The 14,599-nt window shown below is 32.4% G+C and carries 12 protein-coding genes and 1 riboswitch; of the genes, 4 read left to right on the top strand and 8 right to left on the bottom strand.

The window, feature by feature from the left end; translation table 11 throughout:
• The 8 genes from thiS to SOJ_RS02200 all read right to left on the bottom strand — a co-directional run bounded on the left by thiS (nt 1) and on the right by SOJ_RS02200 (nt 8,178).
• Nucleotides 1-201, bottom strand: coding sequence for a sulfur carrier protein ThiS (gene thiS / locus SOJ_RS02235; protein ID WP_002506452.1), 201 nt, complete (start codon nt 199-201; stop codon nt 1-3).
• Nucleotides 179-1,303 carry an NAD(P)/FAD-dependent oxidoreductase gene (locus tag SOJ_RS02230; RefSeq protein WP_002506451.1) on the bottom strand — a complete coding sequence of 375 codons (1,125 nt, stop codon included), beginning with the start codon at nt 1,301-1,303 and terminating at the stop codon, nt 179-181. The genes thiS and SOJ_RS02230 overlap by 23 nt, the downstream gene beginning before the upstream one ends.
• Nucleotides 1,296-1,889 carry a thiamine phosphate synthase gene (locus tag SOJ_RS02225; RefSeq protein ID WP_238536959.1) on the bottom strand — a complete coding sequence of 198 codons (594 nt, stop codon included), beginning with the start codon at nt 1,887-1,889 and terminating at the stop codon, nt 1,296-1,298. Before SOJ_RS02225 ends, SOJ_RS02230 begins: the two co-directional genes overlap by 8 nt.
• 60 nt (nt 1,890-1,949) lie before the next feature.
• Nucleotides 1,950-2,058, bottom strand: a riboswitch (TPP riboswitch).
• Between the two features lie 162 nt (nt 2,059-2,220).
• Complete coding sequence (gene xylB, locus SOJ_RS02220; protein ID WP_002506449.1) at nt 2,221-3,717, bottom strand: xylulokinase; 1,497 nt, start codon at nt 3,715-3,717, stop codon at nt 2,221-2,223.
• A gap of 167 nt (nt 3,718-3,884) precedes the next feature.
• Nucleotides 3,885-4,808 carry an AEC family transporter gene (locus SOJ_RS02215; RefSeq protein ID WP_002506448.1) on the bottom strand — a complete coding sequence of 308 codons (924 nt, stop codon included), beginning with the start codon at nt 4,806-4,808 and terminating at the stop codon, nt 3,885-3,887.
• Between the two features lie 737 nt (nt 4,809-5,545).
• Complete coding sequence (locus tag SOJ_RS02210; RefSeq protein ID WP_002506446.1) at nt 5,546-6,100, bottom strand: DUF4064 domain-containing protein; 555 nt, start codon at nt 6,098-6,100, stop codon at nt 5,546-5,548.
• A 155-nt stretch (nt 6,101-6,255) separates the two neighbouring features.
• A complete protein-coding gene (locus tag SOJ_RS02205; protein ID WP_002506445.1) occupies nt 6,256-6,717 on the bottom strand; it encodes a MarR family winged helix-turn-helix transcriptional regulator in 462 nt (153 codons plus the stop codon).
• A gap of 27 nt (nt 6,718-6,744) precedes the next feature.
• Complete coding sequence (locus SOJ_RS02200) at nt 6,745-8,178, bottom strand: YhgE/Pip family protein (protein WP_002506444.1); 1,434 nt, start codon at nt 8,176-8,178, stop codon at nt 6,745-6,747.
• 729 nt (nt 8,179-8,907) lie between these two features.
• Between SOJ_RS02200 and SOJ_RS02195 the strand changes: the two genes are divergently transcribed.
• From SOJ_RS02195 to xylE, 4 genes are all read left to right on the top strand, one after another.
• Complete coding sequence (locus SOJ_RS02195) at nt 8,908-10,041, top strand: ROK family transcriptional regulator (protein WP_002506443.1); 1,134 nt, start codon at nt 8,908-8,910, stop codon at nt 10,039-10,041.
• A 143-nt stretch (nt 10,042-10,184) separates the two neighbouring features.
• Entirely contained in the window at nt 10,185-11,507 is a 1,323-nt protein-coding gene (gene xylA / locus SOJ_RS02190) for a xylose isomerase (RefSeq protein ID WP_002506442.1), read from the top strand.
• Between the two features lie 5 nt (nt 11,508-11,512).
• Nucleotides 11,513-13,003 carry a xylulokinase gene (gene xylB, locus SOJ_RS02185; protein ID WP_002506441.1) on the top strand — a complete coding sequence of 497 codons (1,491 nt, stop codon included), beginning with the start codon at nt 11,513-11,515 and terminating at the stop codon, nt 13,001-13,003.
• Nucleotides 13,004-13,023: 20 nt separating this feature from the next.
• Nucleotides 13,024-14,472, top strand: a complete 1,449-nt coding sequence (gene xylE, locus SOJ_RS02180; protein ID WP_002506440.1) for a D-xylose transporter XylE — start codon at nt 13,024-13,026, stop codon at nt 14,470-14,472.
• The last annotated feature ends 127 nt before the right edge of the window (nt 14,473-14,599 follow it).

Genomic DNA, 14,599 nt, shown 5'->3' with positions numbered 1-14,599 from the left:
TTATCCGCCTCCTACAAATTCTAATAATTCCAAACGATCGTCATCCGTAACCTTATGCTTTGAAAATTGTTCTCTCTGAATTAATTGTTCATTATGTTCCACAATCATACGCGTTTCATCCAAATCTAGTTCTTGAATTACTTCCTGAATACTTAATGCCTTATCAAATGTAAAGTTGTCACCGTTTATAATGCACTTCATTGGTCTTACCCCTTTCAATTATAAAATCTGCAAATTGTTTCGGCTTACGATCATACTGAATCCAATTGCTCATCCATTTTCCGACGTAAGGTGATAGTAAAATGCCATTGCGATAATGCCCTGAAATGATAAATAAATGCTTGTCTATTTCATCCATAATGGGTTTTTCACCTGAGGTATAAGGTCTAATGCCTGACCATTGATTGATTAATTTACCATCTCTTAATTTAGGAATATGCGTCGTAGCCTGTTGTAACAACCATTTTTTCCCTAATTGAGAAACACCTACTGAATAATCATCAAAGTAACTTGTGGCTCCAATTAAATAACGATTTTTCATTTTTGGAACAACGTAACAACCATTTGTAGTAAATAGCGTTGTTTCTAAAGACAGATTTGGATGCTCTACAAGTAACACTTCACCTTTAACGCCTGTAACACTACTGTTTGGCATGTAGTGACTCAATAATTTTCCACTCCAAGCTCCTCCAGCGACCACTACCTTTTCCGCAGTTAACACATCTGTGTCGGTTACCACACGATAGCCTGGATTTAATGGTGTTATGTCACTAACTTCTGTGTTGTAAATACGGTGAATGCCCCGTTGTTCTAATGATTTTAATAACGCTTTCGTGTATTTATTGGCATTGATTTGATTATCATTCGGTATATACATCGCGGATAAATTGTCTGATATTACGTTGCCATTCGTTCTTTCTTTCAGTGACTTTGCAGTCAATAATTCCAAAGCTCGGTTGTATTGCTGCAGAAATTTATATTGCTTTTCAACACTTGCGTTATCATCAATACTGCTTGCGATTTTAATTAAACCACTATCCAGATATTCAATATCTAAGCCTACTTCATCTAGCAAACTATCCCTCAGTGGCTCGAACATTTCTTGAGCCTGTCGTGCTATATGAAACAAATCACTGTCTTCAGTAAATTCATTTTGAGCACCAAGCATTCCTCCAGCTTTAAATGAAGCATGTTTCCCTGGTATATCACGATCTATCACAGCAATTTTGATATCTGATTTACTTAATTCTCTCGCGATTGACATGCCCATTACACCAGAGCCAATGATTATGACATCATACATACGTCTTCCAATCCTCCTTCAGCTGTTTGATTTCATTTACGTTTTGTTGCGCAAAAATGGAAATCCCTGCAATGCCTTTGAATCCATTAGGTAGCTCTTTTAAAGTTTGTGTATTGATACCGCCTAAAGCGATAATTGGGATATTGAATTTTAACGCTTTATTTATTTCATTTTCTGTCCTTGGATGTTGATTCGGTTTGGAATTGGTTTTAAAAATATGTCCATATAAGACAAATGCTAACTGTAATGCTTCTGCTTGCGCTATATGTTTTGTGTCATGTGTAGACATACTAACTTGGATGTCTGGATGATTATATTTAAAGTCCGCTATGCGCTCATCTTTTTCTTTAAAATGAATCGCACGTAACTTGCATCGTGTTAATACAGTTAAATTGTCATGAATAATTATTTTACTTTTAGGAAAGCCGGATTGATTAAGCAAATGAACCCAATCAATCAATTCAGCCGTCTCCATTGGTGTTCTGATAATTAAATAGTCTATAAACTGCTCTATTTCGATATACTGCTTAATTTCTACTGCATTTAAATACTTATACTGTGTAATTGCTATAAACAATGTTTTCACCCCAAATAAAAAAACGTCATTTTTCTGGTAAGAAAAATGACGTTGGATTAACGAATTCGCATGTTTATAACGCCACTTTCCTACGCCAGTACAAACTGGATCAGGTTCAAGGAATTCCCAAGTTACTACTTCGGTCTCAGCCTTATGCAAGGCACTTCCAGTGGTTATTTAAGCTATTTAATTTTTATAATAATTATTAAATACGTGTTGAAGAATTATTACATACAACTTAACCTATTCCATTGATTATTTCAAGTGGTATTATAATTTAAGTTGTTTTTAAGTGTTAAAGTAGATACTATTACTTATTTTTAAATAATTCAACTAGTAACTATTTTTTACCTTTAGATACTTCTAATAAACTAGCTGTAAGACTTTGAGTTTGTCGATATACACTTTGATATAAAGCAAAATATTGCATATATTGTTTGTGTTTCTCACTATCTGGTTTAAAAGATTTTTCATAACGTATAAATTGCTTTGTAGCCGCTTCGATACTTTCACACCATCCTAGACCATATACAGCCAAGATTGCCGCACCCATACAAGGCCCTTCTTCATACTTCAATTTACTAATTTCAGCATTAAATATATTGGCTTGTAATTGCAACCAAAAGTCGCTTTTTGCACCGCCTCCGATAGACACGACATGTTGAATATCTTTACCACAATCACGTAAATATTTTATCGACTCGAATAAAGAAAAGGTTATACCTTCAATAACTGCCCGTGCCATGTCCCCACTACTATGTAAGCCACTTAAACCTATAAAGCTCCCTCTGATGTTGGAATCCCCATGTGGCGTGCGTTCTCCCGATAGATATGGTGTGAATAATAAGCCATTACTGCCAACCTGTGATTGGCTCGCCATGGTAATGATTTCATCATAGCTTAAATGTCCTAATATATTTCGGCGTAGCCACTGCAAACTGTCACCAGCAGCAAGTGTCACGCCCATAACATAAGCCATATCTTCTAAAGCATGATTAAAATAATGCATATTCCGGCGATACTCCGTATGTTTTTCACTTTCACATGATAAGACCACGCCTGAGGTGCCAATACTACAGAGTGTTTCATTGGTTTTAATCATTCCCGCACCAAGCGCTCCACATGCATTATCACCACCACCTGCAATAACAGCCACTTGCGCATTTAGTCCGAGTTCTGTTGCTATCTCCTCGTCCATATAACCAACTAATTTATGTGAAGCTACAAGTTTAGGGTAAATATTATGAATACCAAATTGTTTACCAATATTTTCATCCCAAGCTTTGCACTTATGATCAAATAATAATGTACTTGAGGCATCTGAATATTCCATATTTAACTTACCAGTTAATTTGAATCGAACATAATCCTTAGGTAATAAAAACACTTTCGTATTGCGCCAATGTTCAGGTTCATTTTCCTTTATCCATAATAATTTCGTAAGGGTAAAACCTTCTAATACAGGATTATCTAACACATAATCACCTAGTTTTTCTCTAATAACTTCACATTGAGGTGTAGTCCTTGTATCGTTCCAAAGAATTGCATTTCTTAGTGGTTCGCCATTATCGTCCAATATTACTAAACTATGCATTTGTCCTGAAAGTGATAGTCCGCTAATATGCATATGCTTAACTTCATCTGTCACCATTAATCGCTTAATACATCGTTTAGTTGCTTCAAACCAAGCTTCTGGATGTTGTTCATTAAACCCATTTTGTGGCTGTATGATGTCTAGAGATTCGCTTGCACTCTGTAAAACTTTACCATGTCTATTTACTGCTATTACTTTAACAGAGCTTGTTCCAATATCAATACCTAACACTGCATCAGTCAATTTAATCGGTCCTTTATAAATAGATTTTAAATTTTTATTTCGTAATATGTGATATACGACCTATTTATAACACGTCCGATAAATAAATCAAAATTCTAAAAAAGAGAGCGGGGATATGAAATCCAATTATGATTTCATATCCCCACTCCACTAGGTTGTCTAGATATTTAAAATAGAATTCTAGAAAAATAGATGACGATGACTACTGTTACTGCACTTAATAGTGTTGATAAGAAGACCAATTGCGCAGCAAGTTCTGGGTGGTTATCATATTCTTGCGCAATAACTGAACTATTTACCGATGTTGGCATAGCAGAAGCGATAAATAACGTTTGTGCAATCACGCCTTCTAAACCAAGTAATTTAATAATCACTAAAGCAATAAGTGGACCAATAACTAGTCTCACAAATATATAAATATAAGAAATTGACCATTTAAAGCTGAATTTAATATTCGCAATTTGAGCACCTAGCAATAATAATGCAACAGCAATCATTGCATCCGCCACGTAATTTGCTGGCGTCCAAATAAATTCTGGTATTGGCACATTATTATAATTTAAAATAATAGCTAACACCAAAGCGTATAAAACTGGCATTTTAAAATATCCAAGTAGCGCCTGTAATTTCCCTATTTGCAACGACTGAATCGCAAAAATTCCGTATGAAAAAGTGAATATATTTTGTAATGACAATACAATAACTTGCACAGACATAGCTAATGGATCGCCTTTAAACACTAAATCATTAACTGGAACGCCATAGTTGCCTGAATTGAAAAACAGAATACTATTCGTCAACGTTGTTGCTTCCCCTTTATCTGTTTTACGAATAGTAGACAACAGCTTACCAATTATATATAGGACGACCATATACAAAATAAAGAAAATAACTATGTAAAATAAAAGCTTTATAGCGAAATCTGTTTTATAAAACTTCACAAATATAAACCCTGGTACAAATACATATATATTTAATTTAGCTAGCGTCTTTAAATCTAATGTGAATTTCTTTTGTAAAATAAACCCTAAAAAAATCATGATAAAAATAGGTAAAAGTACAGTTTGTAAAATATACAACATCTCACTCATTATATTCCCCCTTTGTTCAAAATCATATATGAATTAGACTTATATAAATTAATTATTATAGTTTATGATAGCAGAATATTAATTAATTTACTGTTTGTCTGACTAATAAAATATTTTTCATCTTTATATTTACGTATGAAATAAAAAACGGATTGTTTAACGTGAAACAATCCGTTGTTTTATAAACATTTTATGTATGGGATTTCATTTTTAAGATTCTAAAATCTAGACTCTTTTTAACTTGGTCGTCTGAAAAAATATATCCAAACCACTATGATTTCCACATACTGAGTCGAGAATTAGACTTCTGCTAGTCTTCCTTCACTAAGAGGTAAGGCTAACCTTTGGGTAAAATGCCAATTTCATGCGGAAATTAGCTCTATTTTGTAATTAAGTATTCTAAGTTTAGTATTTCTTTCAAATACTTAATATTTTATTTCTTACGATTTCTTTTTTTCTCTTCTAACACTGACATCACTATAAATCCAACTACCAAAATAGGTAATAGCATTCCAATTACCATCATCATATTTTTCACCCCATTTTAATATCAGAAAATAGCCTGATAACAATTAATTTAATTGAATAGCTCTTTATTAAAATATAACATATTTTTTACGGTTTTATGAATGTGAATATGACTATAATATGTCTATTTTATTTATAATTTGAAAAACTAGATTTCCAATCATCTGGAAACCTAGTTTGTTTTTGATCTATTTAATTGTCGAGTTTAATTAGTATTTATATGGATCATTATGATCTTGTTTCGTTTTTCCATCTAAATCATCAAAGTCTTTTAAATCTTGATCTTGATTAGAATTAGATCTTTCATATGACTCATTCACTGTGTCTTGTTTATTGTCATTATACATTTCACCTTCACCATGAATCGGTTGTTTTGGTTTTCTTACTAATAACATAACACCTGCAACAATCCATAATATCGCATTTATCCAGTTTCCTAAGAATGAAATGACACCTACTAGAATAAGTAAGATTCCAGCTGCTTTAGCTTTTTTATTTATTAGAATAGCTCCAATGATTGCAATGATCAAAATTACTATAGATAAAACCAAGCCTGCTGTTAATAAACTACTCAACATACCGAAGATACTTGTACCATCTTCATATGAGAAGCTTGGATCATCTGCCATCATTTGTTGAATGACTGTTTCTTTCACCTCATTGTTACCTATCATTGGTATGAAAACTGCGATAAGAACTACACCAATTAATTGCAATGCAATACCTATCCATGTGAGTACGCGTTCAGTTGTTCTTTTTATCATAATCGTGCGCCTCCTATTTCTATTTATTCGCTTCAATTACAATGCTAATTATACTAATTGTTAATATTTAAGTCTATTCATTATAAACAAAATATGTTTGAAATAATAAATAATATAATAACAAAAAAGGCTCGCATTGTATGCGAGTCTTTTTGTCAGTTTTTATGTGCTTTAAATGCGTCATTAAGACGCGACAATTGGTCTACAAACTCATGTACTTCATCTGTTGTAAATTTGTCACCTATACGTTCTTTAACAGCTTCAATCATAATTGAATTTGCCTTTTTTAAAAAAGTCTCCCCTTCTGTACTGAGTTTAACTAATTTAATACGTTTATTATCTGTATAGGCTCTTTCAACGTAGCCCATTTCTTCTAATTTAACGATACGTTTAGAAGCTGCCGTTTTAAATATATTTTGCAACATTGCAAGTTCATTAATCGTCACTTTACCTTCAGTTTGTATTATTCTCATTGCTTCAATTTGTTCTCTTGATAGAAAATTACCTAAACCTGTTTCCTTTATCATTTCTACAATTTCTTTATTTAAATGCAACATAACAAACTGAAATTTGGTAATGGCTTCTTCTATCGTTTGATTGATGTTTTCATTTTCCATACTTTTCACCCCTATATTGCTTTAGCTTTACTTAAATTCCACTGAAAATGGAACTTTTTCTCTCTTGTTAAACCATAATAGCACTAAGAATTGTAATAATATCATTCCAATAATAATAGCACTTAATAGTATTACAATGAAACTAAAGTCAAAGTGTCCAGCATTGGTAAAGATTGCTTCTCTATATCCTTGAATCGCATAGGACATTGGAGAAAATGGATGAATCCATCTAAAGAAACTGGCTGAAAGTTCAATTGGGAACATACCTTCACTTGAACTCAATTGTAATATGAGTAATAACATGGATAAGAATAATCCAATTCTATCCAAGAATAATGCTAAGAATGACGTAATCGTTATTGCAGCAATAGCCCATAAGAAGCTCACTAATAGGAACTGGCCTACGTTGTCAATCGACATATTGAATGCAAATATAACCCAACTACTCATAAACAATGCTGATAAACTACCTTGCAGAAGATAAAGTAATAGCTTACCAAGCGCTTGTTTAGTTGAGGAAACGCCTTTGTTTAATGTTTTTCTCAATGGATAAATCGCACTAAATGACACTGCTCCAACAAATAAACTTACACTCGCCATATAAGGTACAATTGTTTCGCCATAATTGTCAGCCTCAGTAGGATTATTTTCATTTATTTTCGTTACATTATTTAATGCTTTTTCATTGTCATCTTCAAGTGAAACATCTTGCTGACTCGTGATTGCTTCATCTAACTTAGCTTTTAATTGATTATTATTTTCCTGTAATTGATTTAAACCATCAGTAACTTGGTCATTACCTGATAATAATTGCTGTGCAGGTTGTCCTACCGCTGGAACTAATTGTTGCAAGCCATCACTGACTTGCTGATTACCATCAATTAATTGTGACTCTGCATTAGACATTTCGCCTAGTGCGTCAGATGTATCTTGATAACCATCTTGTGATTTTTTTGTACTCGCAAATATTTCAGTTAGGTAATTTTCACGAATGTCATCTTTAATTGTGTCTGTTACTGTATCAATTGCTTTCTGAGCAGTTTGACTACCCGTGTAACTTGAGCCTGGATTAACTTGCGTTTCTAAATTAATTTTTTTAGGATTTTCATCTAGTAATGTCGTTGCATTTTTAGATGCGTCTTTAGGTACAATAATTGTTCCCACACTATTACCTTTTTCCAATTCATGTGCAGCTTTTTTCTCGGAAACTGCTTGGAATTTAAAATTCTCATTATCTTTTAATTCATCTACTAAATCATCGCCAATTGTTATTTTTTCACCATTTAATTTGGCTGATTCGTCTTGATTTACAATAGATATTTCGAATTGATCTGTCTTATCATATGGGTCCCAAATTGAGCCTACAAATAGTGCCACATAAATTAGAGGGATAAGCGCTATGGCTATAAGAGATACGATCAACATTTTATTTCTGAATATAAATTTAAATTCATTAAACATTTACTATCTACCTTTCTTTTTTAAAAATGTACACCCCGCGTACTATTAGTTTGAAAATAATCCCAAACGCTATAAACATTGCGTTATGGAGAGACTTAATCCTTGAATTTATCTATTTTTTAAATATGTGGAGTGTTTTTATTTATACAGTACACCCCATGTACATTTTTATATAATACGCTCTTGAAAATAACTTGTCAATCATAAAATATTAGTGAAATCTAAAAATATTTCTCTGGTAACTTAGCTCAGTTTAATGGAAGTATATATTGAAGGAATTTTTTCATTGATTCAGTTATATATTTATTTTCGTTTGCTTTTTCTTCTATATAAATTCAAAAAATGGATAATTGATTATAATATGTTTTTAAGAATGGCAATGATTTGGGCTGTCTCATAACTAGTTAATAAAGTGCTAGCTGGATACTACAGGATATGCCCGCGGAAATCTTGTATATAATAATTGCCAACAAAGTCGGAGGTTTTGTCGACACTCTAAAATAATCTAAACATAAAAATGTTTAGATTATTTTTATGTTTTATCTTCATAATTACCATTTTTTTAATCTGTCTACTATAATATATAATATAAGACTTGTATCACTAATATTACTTGCTAACATAACTTTATCTATAATCTATAACTTTGGTGTAATGTGTTACACTGTTGTAATATTAGACAAAAATCGCATTTAAACCCTGTTTAAACTTATAAGAGGTAATAAAAAAATGGAAAATAATTTAAAAATCAGTATGAATGAAAGACGTGTATTAAAACAAATCTTCAACAATCATAATATTTCACGCACTCAAATATCTAAGAATTTAGAAATCAATAAAGCCACTATTTCTAATATATTAAATACTTTGAAAAAGAAATCCTTAGTCATTGAAGTGGGCGAAGGGAATAGTACGAAAAGCGGAGGACGCAAACCAATCCTCCTAAAAATCAACAAACATTATGGCTATTATATTTCTATGGATTTAACATATAGCTCTGTAGAATTAATGTACAATTATTTTGATGGTACCGTGTTAAAACATGAATCATATAACTTACCTGACAAAAAAGTGAGTAGCATCTTGGCTATATTAAAAACAAATATACCTACTTCTGAAAGCTATGATACTTCCTATGGCTTGTTGGGCATGTCTGTCTCAATTCACGGTATTGTAGATCACAATCAAACTATTATTCACCTTCCCTTCCAAAGTGAAGACATTTCCATTACAGATGAGTTAAGATCACTGACTCGAGCCCCAGTAATTATTGAAAACGAAGCAAACTTATCTGCAATTTATGAAAGAAGCATCCATAGTAATTCAGAAATGAGAAATTTAATTGCTCTAAGTATTCACAAAGGCATTGGTGCAGGTTTAATCATCGATAAAAAATTATATCGTGGCTCTAATGGTGAAGCTGGCGAAATCGGTAAAACGCTCGTTCTTCAAAATGGTGAAACATACAACACAATTGAAAATATTTGCTCTCAAGAAGCATTAATTCAAAGTATTAGTAATAAATTTGAACAAAATATATCACTTTCAGAACTTATCGAACTTTATCATCAACATAATGATATTGTTATTCAAGAAATTGAATATTTTACAACTAAAATAGCAGTATTAGTTCACAATTTAAATACGCAATTTAATCCGGATATGATTTATGTTAACTGCACATTAATCAATGAATTACCTATTATTTTAGATTCGATTAAAACACAGCTACATCAATATTCGACTCATTCCGTACAACTCAATCTTACTACGAATGTGAAACACGCAACCTTATTAGGTGGCTCAATCGCAATTATGCAGAAATTATTAAACATTGATGATATTCAATTAAAATCTAACTAAACAAGCACACCCTTTTACATTTTTGTAGAAGGGTTATTTTTGAAATATTTTAGAAAGCGTTTACAAAAATAATTTTCCGTGCTATATTATCTCTAAAGTTAGTTTGTTTAATAAACTAACCAACTAGTTATAGGAGGATTATCATGACATATTTCAATATTGATAAAGTAAATTACGAAGGACCTAAATCAAATAATGTTTTTAGTTTTAAATATTATAATCCCGAAGAAAAAGTAGGCGACAAAACAATGGCAGAACACCTAAGATTTGGTGTGGCTTATTGGCATACATTTACAGCTGACTTATCTGACCCATTCGGTGTTGGTACAGCTGAACGTGATTGGGATAACTTAAGTGACATGGATAAAGCTAAAGCAAGAGTTGATGCAATTTTCGAATTTATGGAAAAAACACGTATTGATTATTTCTGTTTCCACGATATAGATATCGCTCCAGAAGGTGCAACATTAAAAGAATCTAATGAAAATTTAGATATCATTGTAGACCTTATTAAAGAAAAAATGGATCAAACTGGTAAAAAATTACTTTGGAATACGACAAACAACTTTACACACGAACGTTTCGTACATGGTGCAGCAACTTCTTCTAACGCTGAAGTTTTCGCATATGCCGCTGCAAAAGTTAAGAAATCATTAGAAATCGCTAAAAAATTAGGCGCTGAAAACTTTGTTTTCTGGGGCGGACGTGAAGGTTATGAAAGTTTACTAAACACAGACATGAAATTAGAGTTAGACAACTTAGCTAATTTCTTAAAATTGGCTAAAAGCTATGCAGAAGAAATTGGTTATACAGGACAATTCTTAATTGAACCTAAACCAAAAGAACCTACAACACACCAATATGATACTGATGTTGCGACTTCACATGCTTTCTTACAAAAATATGACTTAGATAAAACATTCAAATTCAATATTGAAGCAAACCATGCAACATTAGCTGGTCACACTTTCCAACATGAATTAAGATATGCACGTGATAATGATTTATTAGGTTCAGTAGATGCAAACCAAGGTCACCCACTATTAGGTTGGGACACAGACGAATTCCCTACTGACGTCTATGATACAACATTAGCAATGTACGAAATCTTAAAAAATGGTGGATTAAATCCAGGTGGTTTGAACTTCGATGCTAAGCCAAGAAGAACTTCATTCAAACAAGAAGATTTAATTTTAACGCATATCGCTGGTATGGATACATTTGCACTTGGTTTAAAAGTAGCACACAAAATGATTGAAGATAATTTCTTTGAAAATATTGTAGATGAAAAATATAAATCTTTTGCTGAAGGTATTGGTAAAAAAATAGTTGAAGGTAATACTTCATTTAAAGAATTAGAGGAATATGCTTTCAACATTAATGAGATTGATAATACTTCTGATCGTTTAGAAGTAATTAAAGCTCAAATGAATCAATATATTTTAAACATTAATAATGGAGACTGATAAAAATGACTTATGTAATCGGTATAGATATTGGTACAAGTTCCTTAAAGTCTATTGTTGTTAATAAAAATGGAGACGTTGTAGATTCATACAGCGTCTCTTATCATACGCTGCATCCTAAATCTGGATACAGTGAAATGAATCCAGATATCTGGTATGACGCAACAATTGAGAGTTTACAACATTTATTAAACAAATATGCACAAAAAGAAATTACTGGCATTAGTTTTTCAGGTCAAATGCACGGCCTAGTGGTTATTGATCAAGCAGGTGCAGTCATTAGACCTGCTATTTTATGGAATGACACACGTACATCTAATGAAGTTGATGAAATCAAAAATAAATTAGGTCTCGACGCACTACTGAAATTCACACAAAACACTGTGTTAGAAGGATTTACATTACCTAAACTAATGTGGCTTAAAAATAATGAACTTGATAATTACAACAAAATTCATAAATTCATGTTGCCAAAGGATTACATTGTTTATAAATTAACTGGCAACATTTTTACAGAATCTTCAGACGCTGCAGGTACAATTATGTTTAGCGTGAAAGAAGAAAATTGGTCTACTGAACTACTAAATAGTTTAAATATTGACACATCTATTTGTCCAGATATCATTGCTTCTCATGAAAAAAGTGGTCAATTAACTGACAACGTGAAAAAATCTTTAAACATCGATTGGGATATCAATGTCTATCAAGGGGGCGCTGATAACGCATGTGGCACTTTAGGCTCTGGTATCACAGATGAACAAAAGCAATTGGTAAGTATTGGTACTTCTGGCGTAGCACTCTCTATTGAAAATAATGCTGACTATGAAAATGATGGCAATGTTCATTACTTTAATCACTGTGTGCCTGATCAAAAATACATTATGGGAGTTACTTTATCCGCTGGTTATAGTCTGGAATGGTTAAAACAACTACTAGACCCTGATGCAGATTTTGCTGCATTTTTAAAAACGATTTCTGATTCTGATGTTGGATCGAATGGATTAATGTACACACCTTATTTACTGGGTGAACGTACACCACATAATGACGCGGTAGTTAGAGGCAGCTTTATCGGTTTGGATGCGAATACCACACAACTCGATATGAAACGTTCTGTTATTGAAGGTATCACATATTCTATAAATGAAAGCATTCAAATTATGAAAAACAACGGTATTAACATTAAGGAAATTGTTTCTATCGGGGGCGGCGCAAAAAATCAAGAATGGCTCCAAATACAAGCAGATGTCTTCGATGCAGCGATTACCACAAGAACTGAAGAACAGGGTCCAGCTTATGGGGCAGCGATGCTAGCTGCCATGGGTGAAGCGTGGTTTGATACTTTCAATGAAATGAGTCAATCATGGATTACATATAATCAAAAAGTATCTCCTATTGAAGAAAATAGTAAATCATACCATAACTTATTTGATATTTATAAAACAATCTATAACGCTACACAACCAGTAACTCAAAAACTAAGTAAATTCAAGTGATTTATCAAGGGGATGGATATATGTCAACTTATAATAATAAGAAGTTTATCTTTAAAATAGCTTTAATCGCAACGCTTGGCGGGTTGTTATTCGGCTATGACACTGCAGTTATTTCTGGTGCTGAACAATCTCTCCAGAAATATTTAACTAAAGATTACGGTAGCTTTATCCATGGCATTACAGTTTCTAGTGCCTTAATCGGCTGTATTATTGGTGGCTTGTTATCTTCAACTTTCTCAAGTCGTCTCGGCCGTAAAAAATCATTACAAATAGCTGCTATTTTATTTATAGTTTCTGCGCTTTTATCAGGCTATCCGGAGTTTTTATTTTTTGAACCAGGTGAATCCAGTCTTGCTTTACTGATAACATTTAATCTATATCGTGTCATCGGTGGAATTGGCGTGGGATTAGCCTCTGCAATATCTCCAATGTATATTAGTGAAATTGCACCTTCTTCTATAAGAGGGAGACTTGTTTCATGGAACCAATTCGCTATTATATTTGGTATGTTAGTCGTTTATTTTGTAAACTATGGTATCACTTTCGGTCAATCTCAAAGTTGGATTGAACTAATCGGATGGCGTTATATGTTTATGACTGAAGCAATACCAGCAATTGCATTTTTCTTTTTATTATTTTTAGTACCTGAAACACCAAGGTATTTATCTTTAAATAATAGAAACACTGAAGCACTTACAGTATTAAATAGAATATACTCTTCTAAAAATCATGCACAGAACGTTTTAAACGATATCTTATCAACTAAAAATAAACTAACAGATGTAAAAGCACCATTATTTAGTTTTGGTAAAACTGTGATTATTATCGGTATTTTATTATCTATTTTCCAACAATTCATCGGTATCAATGTGGCATTGTATTATGCACCTCGTATTTTTGAAAATTTAGGTGCAGGTGAGAATACCTCAATGATACAAACTGTTGTGATGGGATTAGTAAACGTAATATTCACCGTTATCGCTATATTATACGTCGATAAATTTGGTCGTAAGCCTTTATTAATTATCGGTTCTACTGGTATGGCAATTGGAATGATCGGAATGAGTACACTCGCTGCTAATGGTGCGTTTGGCATTACAACTTTAATATTCTTAGTAATATATACTGCATCATTTATGATGAGTTGGGGACCAATTATCTGGGTGTTATTATCAGAAATATTCCCTAACAGAATTAGAAGTGGCGCGATGGCTATAGCTGTCGCAGTACAATGGTTAGCAAACTTTACAATCACTTCTACTTACCCATCTATGATGGATATTAGCGGTACAATGACTTATGGATTTTACGCACTGATGAGTATTTTATCTGGCTTGTTCGTATGGAAATTCATTCCAGAAACAAAAGGTAAAACACTAGAAGAATTAGAAAAAGTTTGGATTAAAGACAAAGATAAACAAGTTTCTAATAATGTGGAAGAAGTTCAAAGTAATAACTCAGCACAGTAAAATTCGAAGTTAATGTATAGATATTTCCACTATAGTTAAACTTAAAAACAATTATATATTTTTACGAAACAGACTAAATTATAGAAATTAATAAAAACACTTTCGCTAGATTCATATTTATTGAATT

This window comes from Staphylococcus sp. OJ82, assembly GCF_000294465.1.
In the GTDB taxonomy this organism is placed as follows: domain Bacteria; phylum Bacillota; class Bacilli; order Staphylococcales; family Staphylococcaceae; genus Staphylococcus; species Staphylococcus equorum.
This window is presented reverse-complemented; position numbering and strand designations above follow the sequence as displayed.